This is a genomic window from Acidiphilium sp. JA12-A1, assembly GCF_000724705.2.
Classification (GTDB): Bacteria; Pseudomonadota; Alphaproteobacteria; order Acetobacterales; family Acetobacteraceae; genus Acidiphilium; species Acidiphilium multivorum.
Genome location: NZ_JFHO01000007.1, coordinates 18,335 through 38,811, shown reverse-complemented (window position 1 = coordinate 38,811; position 20,477 = coordinate 18,335). Strand labels below are relative to the sequence as shown.

Sequence of the window (20,477 nt, the reverse complement as noted above, 5' to 3'; positions counted from 1 at the left end):
AAAAGAGTATCACTACCGATCTGGAAAGCGCCAGTTCTTGCTTTCTTGTATCTGCTCAACCCGGTAGGGGGGCGATGGGCAGTGATGCTCCGGTGACGGCGTTTTTGATAGCGGTGTAGGCATCAAGGCCGTGCCGCGCGGCGGTCCCGACGACGGATCGGACGTTGGCGAAGAAATCGGCGCCCCAGTTGGATCGGAACCCTCCGGTGACCTTGCGATATGTCGCGGTAGGCCGGAGTTCGCGCTCGGAGCCGTTGTTGTCCGCGGCGATATCCGGGTGGTCGAGGAAGGTGAAGAGATGATCACGAACCTTGCCGTATCGTCGGCGCAATCGTCTGCCGTGGTGGTTGATCGGGGCGAGCGCCATGACGGCGTCGAGATCATGGTCGAGGCGCCGCCGCCAGGCGCGTCTTGTAGCGTCCGCGAGCGTGCGATGGCGCCGCGCCAGCACGACGGCGCGGAGCAGCAGGGCCTTCATTCTGGGTGCGAAGATCGTATCACCCGCCTCGATCGCGAATTTGCAGTCCCGGAGTTGGTGGGCGAGGCAAATCTGCCAGTCATCGGCATGACCGCGCTGGGCGCCATAGAGATCGGAGATCCAGATAGCGGGGCGATGGCCGTCCATTACCTCCGCGACGACGTTGGCGCCCCGGCTTGGCCGGATCACATGGATGACGACTTCGTCGTTCTGAAATACCCAGTTCCAGTGGGTCCGGCCGTTGATCCGCACCGAGGTTTCGTCGGAGCAGACGACCCGCGCGCGGCGCAGTCGGGCGAGGATGGCACCGACATCGGCATCGAAGCCCGGCTTGGCGCGGCGGAATGCGGCATCGAGCGCGCCTTCGCTGATCGCCAAGCCGAACAACTCGGTGAACAGGCGCGACAGCCGCCGGTAGCTGACCGCATGGATGACGCGCAGGTAGATCGCGAGAGCCACGAGGTTGAGGCTGAATGGTGTGCCGGTCTCCATGCCTTCCGGGACGGCTGCCAGCGTGGTCGCCCCACAGCACGGACAATGGCCGGCATAGCGTTCGACGCGGGTGACGACCGGCTTGATCGGCGGCAGATCGATCTTGTCGTAGCGCTGCGCGAGGCGCTGATCCGCGTCAGTCAGCCCGGCACGGCAGTGCTGGCAATGCGCCGCCTTCGCGATCACCGTCTGATCGGGGTTCTCGGCAAGCAAGCGACCGCCACCCTCACGGCCGAGACTGCCTTTGCGGGGCCCCTTGCGCGGACTTTTCTCGGGCCGGTTTGGCTTCTGCCCGCGCGATGGCGGCAGGCTCGAATTGTCCGGCCGCTTCGGCGGTTCGTTTAGCCGCGCCTCCAACTCCGCAATCCGGCGTTCCGCATCCGAAAGCCGGATTGCCAGTTCCGCGTTCCTGCGCTCGGATGATTGCAACGCGTCCCATAGCGCGCGGATCAGCGCGTCTTTCTCAGCGTGCGATAGGAGAGACAGGTCAGGAAGCTCGTTCACGCCTCCCGTCGAATCGTATCCGCCGTGGTCACGTCAATTCACAATCGATTCAACTTATCGACGGACCAGGATGAGCAGATACGCATGATCGATCCGCGTACGGGTACATATGCGGCTGCTGGGTTTAGCGAGATTCATGGCGCAACAATGGCTATCGACGAGATCAACAAGAAGGGCGGCATTCTCGGCCGGCCCGTTCAGATGTTCGTTGAAGATTCGGAAAGCCTGCCAGGTCCTGGAGTGACGAAAGCGCAAAAGCTTGTTGCTGAGGACAAAGTCAATTTTCTGATGGGAGCAGTTAACTCAGCTACGGCAGAATCACTTAGTCAATTCGCATTGCAGCATAATATGCTCTATATTGATACTGGTGGTCACGTAGATGACGTGACCGGCAGCAAATGTCATTGGACCACATTCCGCACCTGCTCGACCACATGGATGCTTACGGCCGGTGACTTCGAGACCCTATTCAAAAAGTTTGGCAAGAAGTGGTTCTTTATTACACCTGACTATGCTTTTGGTCATGCTGAGCATAGGGATTATGTAAAGCAACTTCAGAAGGCGGGTGGCAAATCGGTAGGCAATGCGCTTGCGCCACTCGGCACCACGGACTTCTCCTCCTACCTGATCCGCGCCCGCGCCGCGAAGCCGGACGTGCTGATCTGCCTGCAGGCGGGCGACGACCTCGTGAACCTGCTGAAGCAGGCCGTGCAGTTCGGCCTCGACAAGCAGATGGCGATCGCCGGCGCGCTGCAGGAAATGGAGGTCTTAGAGTCTCTTCCGAAGGCAGCCCTTCTCGGCTGGTGGACCTTCGAGTGGTACTGGAACCAGCCCGGCGTTCCCCACGTTGCCGACTTCGTCACGGCATATAAGCGTCGATTTGGTGACAAAGTCCCAACCGCTCGGTCTTGGTTCGGTTATGTAAGCGCTCATTCCATCGCCCTTGCGGCGAATCAGGCGAAGACGCTCGACTCGCTGAAGGTGGTCAAGGCGCTCGAAGGCATGGAACTGCCGCCGGAGATCGCGCTGCAGCCGGGCAAGGTGCACTACCGCGCCGGTGACCATCAGATGATGGCGAACATGTTCCCCGGCTACGTCCCCAAGGACGCGAGCTATCCGAACCTGTTCAAGGTGGCCGACGTGGTGCCGAGCGAGAAGATCGCCCTGTCGCCGGCCGCCGCCGGCTGCAAGATGACGTACCCGAGCTGAAGCCCGCCCGCGTGGCGGACTGGGCCAGCCCACGGCGAAAGTCGTGGGCCGGTTCGCCGCATCCGCCGCGCGACCTCGTCTCCAGCCGCGCCCGCGGGCGCCAGATATGAAGTAAGATCCGTGGAAACTCTGCTTGTCTACAGCGCCTTCAACGGGTTGGTGGTCGGCATCTTCTATGCGCTCATGGCGCTGGGACTGTCGCTGATCCTCGGCCTGAACGGCATCATCAATTTCGCCCATGGCACCTTCATGGCGCTCGGAGGCTATCTCGCCTTTACCCTCGAACCCTATATCGGCTTCTGGGGCGGGCTCCTCGTCGCCCCGCTGCTGGCGGTGGTGGTCGGGGTCGTGACCGAACGGGTGCTGATCCGCCCGCTCTACGGGCGCGATCCGCTGTTCTCGCTGCTGCTGACCTTCGGCCTCGCGATGATCATGCAGGACATGATCCGCACCATCTGGGGCTCGATCGGGCAGCCCTTCGCCCTGCCGAACTACCTCAACTCGCCGCTCAGCTCCTCGATGTTCTTTCTCACCGGCTTCCGCATCGTGGTCATCCTGATCACCGTGCTGGTCACCGGCGCGCTGTTCGCGGTGCTGCGGTTCAGCCGCATCGGCATCCGCATCCGCGCCGGCAATGCCGATCTCGAAACCATCTCCTCTCTCGGCGTGAACATCTTCTTTCTGCGCGCGGTGAATTTCGGCATCGGCATCTTCCTTGCCGGCGTCGCCGGCATCCTCGCCGCCGGCCAGCTCGGCCTGTCGCCGACGATCGGTGATTCGCTGATCATGCCAGCCTTCGTCGCCATCATCGTCGGCGGCGTCGGCAGCCTGATGGGCAGCGTACTCGGCGGGCTGATCATCGGCATCGCCTCCGGCCTCACCGCGGCCTTCTACCCGGTCGCGCAGGAAGTCGTCATCTACGTCATCATGGCGGTGGTCCTGGTCATCCGCCCCCGCGGCCTGCTCGGCCAGGAAGGTCTGTTCGAATGAGCACTGCACTCGACACCAAGCCGGCCACGCGGCCCGCGCCCTCGATCGGCGGGCGCGAGATTTCGGCAGCGATCATCTGGCTCGCCCTGCTCTTCGTCCCGATCTGGCTGCCCGCGATCGGCGGTTTCACCGATCTCGCCTCCCGCGTGCTGGTCTACGCGATGGCCGCGACCGGGCTGAACCTGCTGCTCGGCTACACCGGCGGCCTGTCCTTCGGCCATGCGGCCTATTTCGGCCTCGGCGCCTATGGCACCGGCCTGTTCATCATCCATGTCATTCCCTCGATGCCGCTCGCCCTCATCGCCGGCACGCTGCTCGGCGGCATCGGCGGCATCCTGGTCGGGCCGATGGTGATGAAGCGCAAGGGCATCTACTTCGCGATGATCACCATCGCCTTCGGCCAGATGTTCTACTTCCTCGCGGTGCGCTGGAACACCGTCACCGGCGGCGAGGATGGTCTGACCGGCTTCTCCCGCGTGCCGCTGCATCTCGGCGGCGAAGCCATCAATCTCGGCCCGGCGCGCTTCTATTATGTCGTGCTGGCGCTATTCGCGGTGGTCATGCTCGTCGTCTGGCAGATCCTCCGCTCGCCGATGGGCCATGCCTTCGTCGCCACCCGCGAGAACACCACCCGCCTGCGCTTTCTCGGCGTCGCGGTGGACAAGCAGGTCTGGGTCGCCTTCGCGATCTCGGCCTTCATCACCGCGCTCGCCGGCAGCCTGAACGCGATGCTGACCGCCTTCGCCTCGCCGGACGACCTGCAATGGCAGCTCTCCGGCTCCTTCGTCGTCATCTGCGTGCTCGGCGGCATGCGCAGCTTCTGGGGGCCGTTCCTCGGCGCCGTCATCTACATCGCGGCGCAGGACTACCTCTCCAGCGTGACCCAGAACTGGATGAGCTTCATCGGCCTGATCTTCGTCCTGTCGGTGCTGTTCTTCCCGCAGGGCCTGCTCGGCTTCATCAAGGGGAGGGCGCGGTCGTGAGCCTTCTGAAACTCGAACATGTCGGCCGCCGCTTCGGCGCGCTGCAGGCGCTGAAGGACATTTCGCTCGCGGTCGAGCCGGGCGAGCTGCGCGCCATCATCGGGCCGAACGGCGCGGGCAAAACCACGCTGTTCAACCTGATCAGCGGTTTCTTCCCGCCCACCGAGGGCCAGATCATCTTCGACGGCCAGCCGATCACCGCGGTCAGCCCGAACGATCTGGTCCGCCGCGGCATCATCCGCACCTTCCAGATCACCCAGGTCTTCCTCTCGCTCTCGGTCTACGAAAACATCCGCGTCGCGGTGGAAACGGCGATGGGCCTGCAGCTCCGCCCCTGGATCTCGCGGGCGGCGCGCGCGAAGGTCGATGAAAAGGTGGACGAGCTGCTCCAGGTCACCCGCATCGCCAACAAGGCGGACCGCATCGTCGGCGAGATGTCGCATGGCGACCAGCGCGTGGTGGAAATCGGCATCGCCCTGTCGCGCCATCCGCGCCTGCTCCTGCTCGACGAGCCGACCGCCGGCATGGGGGATGAGGAAACGCACCACATGACCGACCTGATCCGCCGGCTCAACAAGGACCAGGGCATCACCATGCTCTTCGTCGAGCACGACATGGCGATCGTCTTCGGCATCGCCGACCGCATCACCGTGCTCGACAACGGCACCTTCCTCGCCGAGGGCACGGCGGCGGAAATCTCCGCCAACCCGCGCGTCCAGAGCGCCTATCTCGGAACCGCCATCGAGGAGACCGCCGCATGAGTGCCGTTCTCGAAGCCGAGGGCCTGCAGACCTATTACGGCAAGAGCCATATCCTGCACGGCGTCTCGCTGAAGGTGAACCAGGGCGAGCTGATCGCCCTGCTCGGCCGCAACGGCGCCGGCAAGACCACCACGATGCGCAGCGTCATGGGCCTCACCCCGCCCCGCGATGGCAACGTCAAGCTGTTCGGCAAGGATGTGACCAAGGCCGCCTCCCATCGCATCGCCAATGCCGGCGTCGGCTATGTTCCCGAGGGCCGCAAGATCTTCGGGCACATGACGGTGCACGAGAACCTGCTCGTTCCCCCCGAGACCAAGGGGCCCTGGACCATCGAGACGATCTACAAGCTGTTTCCGCGGCTTGAGGAGCGCAAGACGAGCAAGGGCGGGCGACTCTCCGGCGGCGAGCAGGAAATGCTGGCCATCGCCCGCGCGCTGCTGCTCAACCCCAAGTTCCTGATCCTCGACGAACCCTCCCAGGGGCTTGCCCCGGTTATCGTGCAGGAAGTGATGCGCACGATCGGCCGGATGAAAGGCGAGGGGATGTCGATCCTGCTGGTCGAGCAGAACGCGCATCTCGCCCTCCAGCTCGCCGACCGCGCCTATGTGCTGTCCGACGGCGAGGTCGTCTATGACGGCTCCGCCGCCGAACTCGGTGCGGATACGGAACGGATGGAACACCTCGCCGGCGTCAGCCACGTCGACTAATATGTATGTAGTTTGCATGCGGCTTAGAGACCCGTATCAATCCCCATCGGCCACCTGGATGCTCAGTTAGACGGAAAGGTTCAGGGTGTTCGACCCTGTCTTCGCTGCTACGGCTTTAATATTCACTGAACGTTGACTGCCGGTCGGGCTTTCCGATCCGCCGGCCTGATGATAGGCGTGTGGCCAGGATGGATAGCCGTAATGACCTTCACTGAATCCGTGAAGCGGGGTTCGGTGGGATGGTCCCGGTATTCCGGCCGGGCGTCCCGATCCGAATTCTGGTGGTTCTTCTTGTTCGCCACGCTTGTGCGAGGCGCGTTCGCATTCATCAGGCTGGTCTTGATGCCCCCGCCGATAGGGCAAGGGGTGCCGATGCTTGTGCTGGTGACACTGGTCTCCCTGATATTGCTGGTGCCGACGATCCCGCTGGAGGTGCGGCGCCTGCACGATGTCGGCCGATCAGGCTGGCTGATCGTGGTGTTCTATGTGCTGTTCGCCGCCCTGATCATGGTGAGCGAGGAATGGATGCGTCTGCTGTCCCGACACCAGGAAACCCATTGGCAGGGCGAGATTTTGTTGGTCCTGACCGTCTTTACCGGGGTGACCTGGGTGAGGGTGATCAGCCTTCTGGCGTCGCGAGGCGGCCCGCGGCCAAACAGATATGGTCCGGCTTCCGAGTGACATCAAAAATCGTATGGCTCGCCCCGTCTGCAAGTGTCGTTTTCGATGAACTGACCAGTCACCTTGGGTGTGACAAATACCGCATTCTGAATTCAGAACGCAAAACATCGATCGACCATTATGTCAAGTGTGGTCGTTTCGATCGTACTGAGAATTCCTGGTTCAGTGCCATGGCACGACGTCGACCGGCGTCTGCGGCAATCGCCAGCACGCCCTTCGCCGGCGCATATCCAACCGACGTCGGACGGCAGTCTCTATGAGCGCCTAGATCTCTAGCCGGAGCAGGTACTTGCCCGAGGTCGCGTGTTCCATATGCGTAACGAACGACAGTTTCATGGCGATCGGCGAGCACTTGACGGACATTGTCGGCCCGTGGCCGGAGGGCGATCCGGAGCCGTGTCGATACCCACGGACTCGCAAGCCGACACCGATTGCCTATATCGTACAGAACGGGTAATTTTGGACAAAAGTGGAATTGCGAGGTTCACATGAGCAAGTCAGCCGTCATCGAGGCCAGTGCCGCTCGGAGCAGCTTCGCAAAGCTCGGGGAACAGGCCAGGCGGGCACCTGTCGAAGTGACCCGACACGGTAAGCTCGAATTCGTGGTCATCTCGCCGGACCTCTACGAGGCGGTCAAGGCGGCGGGCACGGTTCCGGTCGGCGAGTTGGCTCGCATGCAGGAATCCTTCAACCAGATGTTCCAGGATATGCAGTCGGATCGATCCGAAGCGGCGTATGAGAGGCTGGAGGCACTGACTGCGGAGGACCTGCCAAAGGCAGCGGTGGACGCCTATCGGCGGACGCGCAGAAGGGCGCCCGGTCACCGGTCGGGTTCGGGTGTTGGCCGCTAAGGTCGGCCGGATCATCGTCGCGGCAGGGACCAACGGCGCCGGCAAGAGCTCAATCGTTGGTCCGCTGATCCGGAGCCTTGGCGGCGCATACTATAATCCCGACGAACAGGCGCGGAGTTTCATGGCGATCGGGCTTGGTACCGAGCAGGCAAACGCGCGAGCATGGGGGCTCGGTTACGAGGGGCTTCAGCGAGCGATCGACCAGAATCTCAACTTCGCCTTCGAGACAACGCTTGGCGGTGCAAGCATCACGATGGAGCTGCTGCGTGCTCTCGCGCTCGAGCGTCGGGTCCTGATCTTCTATGTCGGCCTTGCCTCGGTGGATCTCCACATCCAGCGCGTGGCTGAGCGGGTGGCCCGGGGTGGGCACGACATCCCGGAGCGGAAGATCCGCGAGCGATACGACAACAGCAGGACCAATCTCCTCAAATTCATCGGGACGCGGGCTGAAATGCGGGTCTGGGACAACTCTCACCAGTCAGCGGACGGATCGCCGGCGCCACGGGAGGTTTTCCGCGTGCAAAACCGGGAGATGCTGATTCCGAAGGGCGGCGAGTTGTCGGCGACCGTCGCGTGGGCTCAGCCGCTCGTGGCCAAGGCGCTAAGTATCAGCCCGGGCTGATCCGGGGGCGACTGATCTGTGGGCGGAATTCCCCACGAACCTGGCTGCCCCCATCTTGATGGCATTCAGGGTGCTCGATCCGCCTCTTCCATCGCGGCAGCCCGATGCCGGGAGATGAAGCCGACGCGGAACCCGAACGGGTGGGCGAGCTTGTTCATCGTCTCGAGCGACGGGTTCGCCTTGCCGTTCTCGATCTCCCAGATCTGGCGGGTCGTGAGCCGCATGGCTTTGGCGAATTGCACCTGCGTGAAACCGATCGCCTTGCGCATCCGGCGGACGGCCAGCGACAGGGGCAGGCCGCCGGCCTCGACGTCGTCGGCCAACTGGGTGCGCAGCCTCATCATCTCCTCGCGCGACAGGGGGCTGAGCTTTGGCATGGTCGTGGATCTCCAGATCAGATCGGCCGGCCGGGTGGGCGCGATCATATTTGACACCCAATATGATGGATACTTTGGAGCAAAAATCCAGAATAAATGCCACTCGAATGGATGGTTTTCTGATGGAGAGGCCCGAAACGGCAGCATGCGCCAGGTGACCTCGCCGGCATCCCGAACTCCTGGGCAGGTTAAGGCTCATCGGTCCGCGCGGTAGAATGGAAGCAACAAGCCAACAGGAGATCCCGATGGCCGCCGAATCAGCCGTACTCACCCCCGCCGAAGCTTCCGCGTCGCTCGCCGCATTGTCGCAACGGCTTGCCGGCAAGTTCGTGATGTCCCAGCCGTCCGAGAGGACTGCCCGCAAGGCCGTCGACACGTTGCAATCCGCCGCGCCCGGCTCGTCCTGGATCGCATTCAGCCGGCAGGAGCTGAAACTGCTCTGGCTTGCGATCACGAACGGCGCACCGGAATACGGAAACACGCTCGGGATGACGCCCCGGGAGATGAGGATGTTCAGACGATCGGCGAACCGGATCGGGCGGGCGGCCGGTGAAGAGGTTTTGTTCTAGGAGTTCAGCCCAGTGACAGGCGCGCGGCAAGGCCCAGCCGATCGCGAAGGCTCGCCACAGCCCCCTGCCCCGCCCCGGCCGGAGCCGCCAGCCGACGTCGGCCGGCCTGCTTCACCTCGACGACCGGAGCCGGGGCCGCGCGCCATCTCGATCGGGCCTCCCGCTCCGTGCGGCGCCGCGCCTGCTGCCTGGCCTTCGCCAGACTGGGGCCCATTGCCTTCCGGGTCGCAGCCGCATGGTCGCGGTGGCGCGCTGACACCGGCTCCACCGGATTGCCATCCAGGTCGTGGCGCATGCTGTCCGGCGCGGCCATCCGCTCCAGGTAGCCGGGCCGGCGGACGTGATGGGCAAGAGCCGCCCTGATCAGGAGCTCATCCGCATCCACCCCGGCCTCGATGAGCCGGGCGGCCAGGCCCGCCGCGGCGGCGCCGACGAGGGGCTGCAGGGATGTGAGGACGGGCGCCAGGTGCGACAGATCGCCGGCGACCAGGCGGCGGTAAAGCCGTTTGCCTTCGTGGTACGATGGCCGGTCGACGGGGATGGCGGCTGTGGCGGTCACGGTCCTGATCCTTGATCTGGCTGGGCGAAAACCCGCCCGTGGAATGCTTATAGCATATAAATTCAAAAATAATTATCAATTATTTTCACGATCTCAGCGAGCTTACAAAATCCGAATTGTGAAAGTAATTCTTTGGTTGGATCACCGCCGCTCGATATACTGGAGCATCTGCGCGCATCCCGATGAGGCTGGCGCACCAAACCGGAAGGATGATCCAGTGCCTGAAGACAGAACCGAGGAGCAAGCGGCCGCTGCCATGGCGAGCCCGCTCGATGTCACCCTCTCCAGGAACATCAAGGTTGGCCATGCCCAGCCCGTGCAGAATGGCCGACGCGATACCGCGGAAGCTGATCGTGCTGCGGCGAAGTGGATGGATCCGGCTCGCGCGGCGGATGTTGCCTTGCCGGACCTGGCACGTGAACCGAGTGTTTCGACATCCGTGCTGCCAGAATCTCTGGAGTTGAAGGCGACTCACCTGTCTTCGCTGGTTCCGCCGGAGGCTCAGATTGTTCCTGACGTCGAAGTGTCGGAATGCCCTGATTTCGAGACCGCATCTCGCCGGGCCGTATGGTCAATGGGTGACCATATCGGGCGGCTGAGTGGTGTCGAGAGCTTTCACAAACGGCGCGGCCTGCAGACAATCAGCGCGTCCACGGTGCAGCTGTATCGGGACCGCGCCCACAGTCTGCTGACCCGATATATCCGGCGGCCGGGCGCTATCCCACTGGTGGATGACGCTACCTCTATCCATGAGGACGAGCGCATCGACCCGGTCGACTTCGTGAGGTGGCTGATCAGGATGAAGCCGGACATCAGTTCCTCGACATGGCGGTCATACAAGGCCGCGATCGCCTTCTACCTTTATGACTCAACCCACCCCTCGGCACGGGCAGCAGCTGCTATCCTTGATGGTGTGAGCGCCGATGATGGAGAGGCGGCAGCGTCCGAGGGGGTCAAGGGGACGAAGTTCTTCCGGCTCGAGGATTACAACAAGCTCCTGAAGTTCTGCCTGGATCGTGGCCGTGGTGTCGGGGCGGACAACATGTTCCACTTCGCCCGCGCCGCGATCCGAACCGGCATGCGGCCCTCGGAGTGGGCAACCTGCGATTTACGGACTTGCCCGAACCCCGACGCGCCGTACGGCCGCAATGTCTGGCTCTTCGTCTGCAACGCCAAGGCGTCGAACGGGCGGGCCAACGGGCTGGTGCGGGTGCTCGACCTGTCTCCCCTGTCTCGGATCGATATCGAGCCCATCCGATTCACGATGGCCCTCTTCCAGCGCCAGGCGCCCAAGGAGGGGACGGAGCCCACGATCAGGCGGTTGCGCCAGGCGATCAACCATATCGGGGCTGCCACCGGGATGTCGGCGAAATACTCCCCCTACTCCTTCCGTCACCAGGCGATCGCCAACTGGAAGACGATCTACAGCCCCGTCGAGGTCGCCGCGCTGGCCGGGCATTCGGTGCCTGAGACGGCGACCGAGCATTATGGCCGGAAGCGGGATGGGTGGACCGGCAAGGGGACCGGCGGAATCATGATCCGACCGTCGAGGGTCGATGTGGAACGGATCATGAGCCGTATCCGGTCGGACAATCCGGCACCCTTCATGCGACCGGACGGGAGCTTGGCAGTGGTGCCGGAGGATATGCCCACCCCTCAGTAGGCCGCATTCGTGCTGCCGAGCCGGCCCTGGATTTCCGTCCGGGGCCGGCTTTTATTTTGGGAAATGCGCGGCCGTTGGGGTGGTGTTTAGCAGCTGTCTTTTAAGGTGCATTTTAGGTGTGTATGCCGTTCGCCCGCCTCGACAGGAAACCCGATTTCCGTTTCACCCCTCCCCTTCCCCGCCCTGATTTTCCGATTAATTCGAATTTCCACTCCCCTGCTACGCTATTTTCCGCTGTTTTCCCGCTTCCGTCTGATATTCCGAATTTTGCTGGTTTCCGGTGACGCCCCGGCGCTGGTTTTCAGCTTATGGCGAGGGGTGGCTGTTTGAGGAGGAATTTCCACCCGATTTTGTTCTACCCCCCGTTACCTAATCGCACTTCGTTCCAAAATGCATGACATTAGATTGCAAAAGTCAGCATATTTAAGTGCAAGATATAGACCATTTGCCGACAAGATTTAGGATAATTCCGTGCAAAATGTATGACATTTCTGTTCAAAATCATGGGTATTTTGGTGCAAAATTCAGAATATTTTATCCCAAAATGTAGGACAAGAGGCTCGGGTTAGAGCAGGGTAATTTCGACTTATTCGCTGCGGAGAAATGTCGAGACCTGCCAAGGTGTGCAAAATTGCACATTTATCAGATCTCGACATTTCTCCGCCTTTCAAGCTTCCGCGCAATGGTGACGACGTCGCCGCCATTATGGTGCATGTCCGCCGCACCGGTTCGTGGTCGAGATCACGCTCATGATGCCCAACCGGGTGCGATAGCGGCTGGTATTTTTTATGTGGAAAATAACCGGCATAATATTGTATTCTAGCGGCAGTTCACCGACAGAAGGATCAGAGCGTGGTACGCATTCGCTCCAAGGCCGTTCTCGCCGTGCTCGCGCTGGTTGCCGGCATGCCGGCACTCGCCCACGCAGACGTCATGACCACCGAGGCCCAGGCCGTCCAGGCCGAGGCTGAAAGCAATCTCGCCCGGGCGTTCACCGAGGCGAGTCAGGCACTCTCCCAGCTCGACAATGGCCCGGTCGACCCGCAGCAGGTGGCCACCCCCAAGGGTGTCGCCATCGCCGCCCCCGCGGCGCCGGTCCAGGCGGCCCTGCCGAAGATCGATCTGGCCCGCCTCCCCGCCCAGCTTCGCCGCCCGGTGACGATCCGCTGGAACGGGCCGGTCGAGGGCGCCATCCGGAAACTCGCGGCCCAGATCAACTACACGGTCCTCCCGCCGACCCACACGCCCGCGACCCCGCCGACGATCGTCCTGGTCAAGAACAAGGTGCCGGCGGCGATCGTGCTGCAGGACATCGGCGCGCGGATCCGCACCTACGGCAAGCTCGTGGTTTCGCCGGCGGCCCGCACCATCCAGTTCGACGTCAACCAGGCGGCCGGGACCTGACCATGGCGCGCATCCGTTTCCGATCGGCCGCCCTCCCCGCCGCGGTCATCCTCCTTGGGCTGACCGGCTGCGCGAATCTGCAGGGCGCGCCCGGCAAGGCCGCGTCGGCGAAGCCCGTCCCTCCGGACATGGTCGGCATCCATATCAATGACGGTGATTCGATGTTCCCGGTCCAGACCGGCGACGCCGCCCGGCAGGCAATTCCGAGCCTCAAGGCGATGAGCCGCATGCACCGCGATGGCTCGGGGACAAGCAAGGAAGCCGCGAAAGAGATGGTCGAGCTTCCGGTCATCCGCGACACCGCGCTGCGTTATGGCGCCGAGGGCGGCGTGGCCTGGGCGACCCGGATCATCGACGGCGAGCTTCGCGCGAACGCCGCGCGCCTGAGCCAGATCTACGACTTCTCGCGGCTGGTCACCTATCAGCCGGGTGGTGTGCAGATCCTGCCGCCGGTGATTTCCGAAAGCCGGAACCTGTACCAGTCCTCCGATTTCGGCCGGACGATCCGGGTGGCCGACACCTATTACGACATCGTCCGCCAGGCACGGTTCGTTCCGTCGGCACCGCTCTGGTACGGCTATCTCTACCGCACCTGGCAGGCGCCGCACCGCCCCTTCGAGGCCGGACTGCCCCACAACTCGGAAGAGGAGGCGGTCTGGAAGCACTACGTGAAGGCTGGCTGGCGGGCGGGCGTGAAGGAGGGCGAGACGATCTTCCGCCTCGACCTCGACCGGCTGAACCGCGACTTTACCGGGATGATCCGCTACCGCAAGCTCTACGACGAAGGCAAGGTCTCGGCTCCGGTCGTCCAGGCCAAGACGCTCGGCGTCACCGGCACCGGCCAGAACATGCGCGAAGGCGACCGGGTGGTGAAGATCATCGCCGAGCCCAGCCTGAGCGTGCCGCACCCGCAGACATCCCCGATCAAGGCGATGCCGAACTAGCCAGGCGCGATCGGCCCAGGGGGGCGTCAGATACTAAGGCGCCGCTCATCTCAGACGTCGGTCGGCGACGAGGTCCACGCCGGCAGACTTGGGATTGTCGTACATTTCAGATGCGGGAAAATTCTTGCCCCCGGGCGTCGAGTGTGGAATTGTCACGCATCTGAGATGCGGGATAATCCAATGGCAATCCACTTGGTCGGAGAGACGATAGACGCCAAACGGGCGCATCATCGCGCCCAAAACGGTGACTTGATCCCCCTCGTTCGTGGCGTCTACGTGGATCACGACGGCGATGCCGAGACGGCTATCCTAGCCCACGCCGTCCGGATCGCGCATTACCTCTATCCAAACGCCTACCTATCATCCGCCAGCGCTGTCCTGCTCGCGCCCACGCCGGATGGGCGTCTCTTCATCAGTGGTCGACGCAACCAGCGAACCAGGTTGCGGGCCCTGGAAATCATTCAAAATGAGGCTCCGGCCCACCCCTCGACGGCGATCGCCATCATTGGCGATGATCTCGGAGAGCTGCGCATCGCCGCTTCGTCGCCACGACAGCGCTTCCTCGAAGCCTTTCGGTTGAGGAGCGAGCACGCCAGCGCCATCACCGCCGAGATGCGCGCCCAGATGGCCGCCCGGTTGGTGGCGGAACACGGCACGCCCCAGGCGGCGGCTGACGCCGTTTGGGCGCTTGCCCGCGAGAACGAATGGTATCGGGAGGGTGAGGGCGCAGAACGCTTCCTCCTCGCCAAACCCGGAGGCGCGGCGCCAGTGAACAAGGCCGCGCTCAATCTTTTGGTTGCCTGGCACGGGGATCTTGTCGGTCGTTTGACCCATGACGGCTTCGAGTGGCGCTGGAAACCTGAGCGGCGCACTGGTCCGGCGCTCATCCGCGGGACGACGCCCGGCAAATTGCCGGCCTTCATCGAATCGCTGCTGCCCGAGGGCTGGCTCGCCCAGGTCCTGCATGAACGCGACGAGCGCGATGCCCTGCGCCGAGGTCGACGCTACATGTCGAACATCGCCATCGTCGAAGACCGGGATCAGTTGGCGACGCTGCCGGCTGATGTGCTGTCGACCCCACTCTCCAGCTTTACCGCTGACGGTCGCTTCACGGGGGTCTATGCCGGCCCCGGACGCGGCGAAATCGAAGACACCTTCGAGCAGAGTCTGGCGCGCATCTTTGCGCGCTCTGAAACGCCGCGCTTGTCGGGCGTCCAGGTCAAGGCGCCGATGAGCCTGACCAAGGACGGGTCCCTTGTCCCGGCGATCGATCAGCCCTTCACCCACATCCTGAAGCCAACAGGCGCGGCGGGCTTCGACATGCTACCGATCGTCGAGTGGCTGTGCCTCGAACTCGGGCGCGCCGCAGGGTTCGAGACGCCAGACGCCGCGTTGATTGCGATGCCGGACGGCATGCCGCCGTCCTTGGTCGTCGAACGGTTCGACATCAGACGTGGACCACACGATCTGCGTCGGCTCGCGATGGAGGATTTTTGCTCCGTCCTCGATCTCCCGACATCCGCGAAATACGACGGAACGATCGAGAGAATGGCGCGCGCCTTGCGTCCGCTTTCCACCGACCCGGCCGCAGACCTCAACATCCTGTTCCGACGCGCGGTGTTTGCCTGGTTGATCGCCGACGGCGATATGCACCTGAAGAATCTCGCCGTCCTCAAGACGGCTGATGTGGGCGCGAAGACGTTCACGACCGTCCGTTTTGCGCCCCTCTACGATGCCGTGACCACACGGGTTTTCCCAAGCCTTGCCGGCGATCGAATGGCCCTGAAACTGAATGGGAAGGATGATCGGCTGACGCGCCAGGATTTTCTACGCCTCGCGCGCACAATCGGTCTGACCGTCGAGGATGCGGAAGCCGCGCTCGAAGCCCTCACAACACGGATCACAGAGCGCCTGGCGACCCTTCAGCTCCCCGCATTCGCCGTCGAATTCGCCGACGCTAAAGCAGTTCGCGATAAGGTTGAGGCCATCGCCACAGCGCGGTGTCTGGCGCTTAGGAGGCGTGGACAACCCTGAACCAGGGGCGGATTGAGGCGAGGAGGTTGAAGCCGAGGAAGCTGCTGGCGGTTTGATCGTATCTTGTGGCGATACGGACTCCCGACAGGCCGCACAAAAAAACGCCCGGGAGCTACGGCACCCGGGCGTTCTGCCGTCCGGCTATCGAATGCGCCTCACTTCATCTGCGCGCCGGCACCTGCAGATACGCTCAGCCCGATGCGACTGGCGAGGCTTGGGTTGCTCCGGGCCTCGCTCACGATCCGATCGTATTCGGACACCGACAGTCCGTGGCTCTTGATCAGCCGCGCGCGTTCGGCCCGGGCCCTGGTTTCGATGGCCCGACGACGGCTGGCCGTCTTCGCTGTCCGGATCTCACGGTGCTCACGTGCCTCGAGAACAGAGATCTGCCTGGTTGCCAATCTCGCCTTGGATATAGTGGCCGCCGAGAAATCGGCGGACGTTGCTTCGGCAGATCTTGCCATGCCATTCGCCTGTGCGCCCACCTTGCTCGTCACGCCCGCGGCGGTTGAGCCGACCGCACTGCCGACATTCCCGGCCGTCGACCTTGCGGCACCCAGCGTGCTGCCGACCAGCCCGCCAGCACCGGCGTTTGCTCCGACACCCACAGAGGCGCCGACACCGGCCTGGCCTCCGGCAGATGTCTGGGCGAGGGCACTGCCGGCAGTCAGCATCACGATGAGCGCTGACGACGTAATGAGGGTGCGAGATTTCATGGATCGTAAGTCTCCTTGCTATGGCGCCGCGCGATGCGCGACTGGAGACCGGTGTGCAGAGTGTTTGTGTTTGCCGTTGGGCATAATTTCCAACGGTTTTGTGAATTTTGTGTTGGACGTCCTGCGAGACCCAGCCTCGTCGATCACCCCTTCTGCCGGCACACCGCCAGGATCTCGAGCATCACCGAGCGAGGCAACACCTCCTCGACATAGCTCATCGTTCCAAGCCGGGCGCAGTCCCGGCCGTCCGACCCCTGACCATGGAAGACGCACCCGTCGCCCTGGTAGAGCAGGCAGACGATCGACGCGCCACGCGTCCAGAAGATCGCGACCGCTCCAGTGCTGTAGTGCACGACCTCGATCGGTGCCGGCGGCTGGACCGCACCAAGCAGGATGTCCTCCCAAGGCCGCGTCGGAAAATGCCGGCCGAGATGATCTCGCGCCTCGATCATCGCGGGCACACTCTTCGAGAGTCCGAATGTCGCGGAGAAATCGATTTTCTGGTCAGAATTACTGCTCATGGCGCGCCCAGTTGAACGCGGCCATCATCTCAGCCGCTCATCAGACATAGGAGAAACGGTGGCCCGATTCCAATGAATCCTGCTCGCGGCTTGTTGGAGGAGTCGTTGGATAATTCGAAATAAATTTGGATTTATCGACTGAAGTCCTGCTGCATCCGTCCTTAGTCCCTTTCATATCTGGCACCGATACTGCTGGGTATGAGCACGACCCAGCGCAGACGCCCGCCGACGCAATTCATCGGCGCGACAGACGATGATGTCCCCGAGGTTGCGGAGATCGTCGCGGAAAGCCGCAAGGCCGAGATCGGCACTGGCCAGCCCATCCGCGTGGCCGGGTCTCAGCATGCCGCGCCTGCCGCGCCCGCCGGGCAACCCGCCCAGGACGATGAGTCCGTTCTGACCGTCCTGCCGGCTCAACCTGCCAATCCGGCAGAGCAACCTGTCGAGCTCAGCCCGTCGCAGAAGAAGGGCCTGGCGGTGCTCGATGCGTGGATCGCCGCGGAGGTCCTGACGCCGGAGACCGTGAAGGACCTGAAGGATATCGTCTCGGGCCGCGAGCGCGACATGGCGGCGCTCGATCTCGTCTACGGAGATGCGCTGCCGTGGGAAGAAGGCTATCCGGAGACAGAGTTCCCGAACTTGCGTGCTGGCTACCTCGCCTATGATGTCATCTTCGGGTCGATCCCGGAAGCCACGGCAGCCGTCAGGCTCGAGGAGGTCTATGGCCAGAGCTTTGGAGATGGTGGCGCCGGGTCGGGCGTTTCGATTCTCGCCACGCTCCGCGTGGCGCCGAACGGCACGCTCGATCTCAAGGACGGAGTTTCGCCCTTCTCTGTATCGGCGTACGGATGGGGACTCGTGCGCGCGCTGAACCGGGATCTGGGCGCAATGCCAGGCTGGAAGCATGCCGCCGCTGACATCAGCAAGAGTTTCCGCGATTTGTTCGACGACCGGTTTAAGGACAAGCCGATCGACAAGGCTGCCATCCTCGAGATCTACTACTGGATGCTCGACAGCCTGGGGTTCGATGAGAAGCTGGTCTCACGGCCATCACGAGAGTCCGACGTGGTCAGCAAGCCCGCGAAGGTGATCGGTTACTACCAGAGGGTAAGCCCCGACGGCACGCCGGTGCCGAAACAGCGAATGCCCGACGCCCTGATCATGAACAGCTTTTTTCTCAGCGACCTGCTCGACGCCCGCCGCGATCTGGCGAAGGGTATCGAGCAGCCTCTCCTCGATCGGTATCTCGGCGTGAAGGAACAGGTCCGTAGGATCAACATTCTCGAGGACCCAAAGGCCATCAACACGCTGCTGCGCCCCGGGCTTTTCCCGGAGGGGAAGTGGCCGCACGCGGGCCGCAATCAGCTGGTCGCCATGCAGCAGTCGATCATCAATTATGCGCTGCACCCCGCGCAGGTCCGCCGGAACAAGGTGATCGGTGTCAACGGCCCACCGGGCACCGGAAAGACCACGTTGCTGAAGGACGCGGCCGCGGCGCTGATTGTCCGTCGCGCTATCGCGATGAGCGATTTCATCCACCCCTCCCACGCCTTTCGCGTATTCGGATCTGGAGGAGCGCGTTCCTCCGGGCGCGCCGACCCATCCTTGTTCGAGCTCGATCCCAAGCTGATCGGCTTCGAGATGCTGGTTGCCTCCTCGAACAACGGCGCAGTCGAGAACGTCTCGACCGAATGGCCGGACAATGGCGCGATCGCTGATGATGCGACAACCAGATACTACCCGGGAACAGCATCCAGGCTGCATGAGCGCGAGAGCTGGGGGCTGGTCTCGGCCGCGCTCGGCAATTCGGCAAACCGGGCGAAATTTCGTGACCAATTCTGGTTTGATGAAGACTGGGGTCTCAGGAACCAGCTCGCTCTGGCAGCCGGCCGCTCGCCGGTCATCGTGGACAAGAAGACTGGAGCGAAACGGATCCCCGCCTCCTTTGAGGCACACCGGCCCGCGCGTGGCCGGCATGCGGCGCTGGAGCGCTGGAACCGGGAGCGAGATCGCTTCCTGCAGCTGCTCGACACGGTCAGGAAAAGCCTGTCTGACGTAAACAAGGCGGCGACCGGTGAACTCGACCAGAGTGACCCTTTTCACTTCCATACCTCTTCGCCGTGGCTTTCCGGTGCGGACCACAGACAGCGCGAGGATCTGTTCGAGGCGGCAATCGATCTTCACCGCGCCTTTATGGAGGGTGCGGCCACGGAAGTCGGCTCCAACCTCTCGGCGGCGATGGAACTCCTCGCCGGTCGGTTTAACGGGCGGAAGCCGAAAGTCGTCCAGTCTGTCCTCAGTACGCTCTTCATCGCGGTTCCGGTCTTGTCGACCACCTTCGCCAGCGTCCGCAGGATGCTGCGCGACGTTGAAGAGCCGATGATCGGCTGGTTGTTCATCGACGAGGCCGGACAGGCGACGCCGCAATCGGCGGTCGGCGCGATCAAGCGCAGCCGGAACGCGCTCGTTGTGGGCGACCCGATCCAGGTCGAGCCCGTCGTCACGCTGAACGAACCCATGGTCGTCGAGATCGCAAAGGCGATGGGCATCGACCATGAGGTCGATATGGCGCCCTGGGGGTCCGTGCAGACCTTCGCGGACGGGGCATCCGAAGTGTTCGCCGAATACCCCTGCGAGGGCGGCGCGCGCCGGGTCGGCATGCCGCTGCTGGCCCATCGACGGTGCGCCGAGCCGATGTTCTCGATCTCGAACCAGATCGGCTACGGCGGCCTGATGGTGAACGCCAAGCGGCCTTCGCCCTCCGCGATCCGGGATGCCTGCGGGCCGTCGCGCTGGATCGATGTCCACGACCCCGTGGACGAGAAATGGTCCGAGCAGGAAGGGATGGTCGTCTTCAACCTCCTCCGCGATATCGTCGCCCGCGGTGGCAAGCTCGACCTCTACATCATCAGCCCCTTTCGGATCATCGAGAGCCGGCTGCGCGACATGGTCATTCAGAACCATGCCGGGATCGGCATCTCCTTCGCCGAGGCCCGCGAGCTGACCCGACGGATCGGCACCGTGCACAAGGTCCAGGGCCGCGAGGCGGAAGGTGTCATCTTCGTGCTGGGCCACCAGGGCGAGGCATTCAAGCGGGCACGCGGCTGGGCGGGCGGGCGCCCGAACATCGCGAACGTCGCCGTCACGCGGGCCAAGGAAGTCCTCTACATCGTCGGCAACCGCGCCGACTGGAGCGAGGCCGGGTACTTCCACACCGTCGAGCAGGTGATGGACGAGTTCACCCGTCAGCACGGCGTCGCCGCCGGCGATGCCCTCGCGGTGCCGCCTGCGCCCATCCGAGAGGAGCAAGCGGAAGCGCCGGCGCCGGTTCTCGAGGATCACGAATCCATTTTCGATCTCGATCTCGGCCTCGGCCTGGGTTGAGCAGAACTCGATTCAGGCAGGGAGTTCG

Annotated in this window: 19 protein-coding genes; 14 read left to right on the top strand and 5 right to left on the bottom strand. The window is 63.2% G+C overall.

The genetic code is table 11. The features are described from left to right. Positions 1-55 precede the first annotated feature (55 nt). A complete protein-coding gene (gene tnpC, locus RT91_RS02260) occupies positions 56-1,474 on the bottom strand; it encodes an IS66 family transposase (RefSeq protein WP_007423977.1) in 1,419 nt (472 codons plus the stop codon). 84 nt (positions 1,475-1,558) lie between these two features. On the opposite strand from tnpC, the gene RT91_RS02255 reads away from it, so the two are divergent. From RT91_RS02255 to RT91_RS02220, 8 genes are all read left to right on the top strand, one after another. Further along, complete coding sequence (locus RT91_RS02255) at positions 1,559-2,683, top strand: ABC transporter substrate-binding protein (protein ID WP_240314154.1); 1,125 nt, start codon at positions 1,559-1,561, stop codon at positions 2,681-2,683. A 120-nt stretch (positions 2,684-2,803) separates the two neighbouring features. After that, positions 2,804-3,673, top strand: a complete 870-nt coding sequence (locus RT91_RS02250) for a branched-chain amino acid ABC transporter permease (protein WP_011930591.1) — start codon at positions 2,804-2,806, stop codon at positions 3,671-3,673. Then, positions 3,670-4,656 carry a branched-chain amino acid ABC transporter permease gene (locus RT91_RS02245; RefSeq protein WP_011930592.1) on the top strand — a complete coding sequence of 329 codons (987 nt, stop codon included), beginning with the start codon at positions 3,670-3,672 and terminating at the stop codon, positions 4,654-4,656. The genes RT91_RS02250 and RT91_RS02245 overlap by 4 nt, the downstream gene beginning before the upstream one ends. Then, positions 4,653-5,417: an ABC transporter ATP-binding protein gene (locus RT91_RS02240; protein WP_011930593.1), complete on the top strand. Its 765-nt coding sequence runs from the start codon at positions 4,653-4,655 to the stop codon at positions 5,415-5,417. The genes RT91_RS02245 and RT91_RS02240 overlap by 4 nt, the downstream gene beginning before the upstream one ends. After that, the gene (locus RT91_RS02235) at positions 5,414-6,124 is read left to right on the top strand and encodes an ABC transporter ATP-binding protein (protein ID WP_011930594.1); all 711 of its coding nucleotides are present in this window, start codon (positions 5,414-5,416) and stop codon (positions 6,122-6,124) included. Before RT91_RS02240 ends, RT91_RS02235 begins: the two co-directional genes overlap by 4 nt. Positions 6,125-6,325: 201 nt before the next feature. After that, positions 6,326-6,805, top strand: a complete 480-nt coding sequence (locus RT91_RS02230; RefSeq protein ID WP_011930595.1) for a DUF805 domain-containing protein — start codon at positions 6,326-6,328, stop codon at positions 6,803-6,805. A 488-nt stretch (positions 6,806-7,293) separates the two neighbouring features. Next, positions 7,294-7,656 carry a type II toxin-antitoxin system Phd/YefM family antitoxin gene (locus tag RT91_RS02225; RefSeq protein ID WP_011930596.1) on the top strand — a complete coding sequence of 121 codons (363 nt, stop codon included), beginning with the start codon at positions 7,294-7,296 and terminating at the stop codon, positions 7,654-7,656. Beyond that, complete coding sequence (locus RT91_RS02220) at positions 7,643-8,278, top strand: hypothetical protein (RefSeq protein ID WP_011930597.1); 636 nt, start codon at positions 7,643-7,645, stop codon at positions 8,276-8,278. Before RT91_RS02225 ends, RT91_RS02220 begins: the two co-directional genes overlap by 14 nt. 65 nt (positions 8,279-8,343) lie before the next feature. On the opposite strand, the gene RT91_RS02215 is transcribed toward RT91_RS02220, so the two are convergent. After that, positions 8,344-8,703, bottom strand: a complete 360-nt coding sequence (locus tag RT91_RS02215) for a helix-turn-helix domain-containing protein (RefSeq protein WP_011930598.1) — start codon at positions 8,701-8,703, stop codon at positions 8,344-8,346. 197 nt (positions 8,704-8,900) lie between these two features. Here RT91_RS02215 and RT91_RS02210 point away from each other — a divergent pair, with 197 nt between their 5' ends. After that, a complete protein-coding gene (locus RT91_RS02210) occupies positions 8,901-9,224 on the top strand; it encodes a hypothetical protein (RefSeq protein ID WP_055725997.1) in 324 nt (107 codons plus the stop codon). A 4-nt stretch (positions 9,225-9,228) separates the two neighbouring features. On the opposite strand, the gene RT91_RS02205 is transcribed toward RT91_RS02210, so the two are convergent. Further along, positions 9,229-9,783, bottom strand: a complete 555-nt coding sequence (locus tag RT91_RS02205; protein WP_035185507.1) for a ProQ/FINO family protein — start codon at positions 9,781-9,783, stop codon at positions 9,229-9,231. Here RT91_RS02205 and RT91_RS22430 point away from each other — a divergent pair. The 4 genes from RT91_RS22430 to RT91_RS02185 all read left to right on the top strand — a co-directional run bounded on the left by RT91_RS22430 (position 9,773) and on the right by RT91_RS02185 (position 15,828). Beyond that, positions 9,773-11,446 carry a site-specific integrase gene (locus tag RT91_RS22430; RefSeq protein WP_240314153.1) on the top strand — a complete coding sequence of 558 codons (1,674 nt, stop codon included), beginning with the start codon at positions 9,773-9,775 and terminating at the stop codon, positions 11,444-11,446. The genes RT91_RS02205 and RT91_RS22430 overlap by 11 nt on opposite strands. 852 nt (positions 11,447-12,298) lie before the next feature. After that, the gene (locus RT91_RS02195; protein WP_011930602.1) at positions 12,299-12,850 is read left to right on the top strand and encodes a DotD/TraH family lipoprotein; all 552 of its coding nucleotides are present in this window, start codon (positions 12,299-12,301) and stop codon (positions 12,848-12,850) included. A 2-nt stretch (positions 12,851-12,852) separates the two neighbouring features. Further along, entirely contained in the window at positions 12,853-13,794 is a 942-nt protein-coding gene (locus tag RT91_RS02190; RefSeq protein WP_051788137.1) for a type IV secretory system conjugative DNA transfer family protein, read from the top strand. Positions 13,795-13,974: 180 nt separating this feature from the next. Continuing rightward, a complete protein-coding gene (locus RT91_RS02185) occupies positions 13,975-15,828 on the top strand; it encodes a HipA domain-containing protein (RefSeq protein WP_035185501.1) in 1,854 nt (617 codons plus the stop codon). Between the two features lie 155 nt (positions 15,829-15,983). Here the strand turns inward: RT91_RS02185 and RT91_RS02180 are convergent, their stop codons facing one another. Together RT91_RS02180 and RT91_RS02175 are read right to left on the bottom strand one after the other, a co-directional pair. Further along, a complete protein-coding gene (locus RT91_RS02180) occupies positions 15,984-16,544 on the bottom strand; it encodes a DUF4168 domain-containing protein (protein WP_051788135.1) in 561 nt (186 codons plus the stop codon). A gap of 143 nt (positions 16,545-16,687) precedes the next feature. After that, entirely contained in the window at positions 16,688-17,065 is a 378-nt protein-coding gene (locus tag RT91_RS02175) for a hypothetical protein (RefSeq protein WP_011930606.1), read from the bottom strand. 198 nt (positions 17,066-17,263) lie between these two features. Here RT91_RS02175 and RT91_RS02170 point away from each other — a divergent pair, with 198 nt between their 5' ends. Continuing rightward, positions 17,264-20,449, top strand: a complete 3,186-nt coding sequence (locus RT91_RS02170) for a DEAD/DEAH box helicase (RefSeq protein WP_035185498.1) — start codon at positions 17,264-17,266, stop codon at positions 20,447-20,449. Positions 20,450-20,477: the final 28 nt, after the last annotated feature.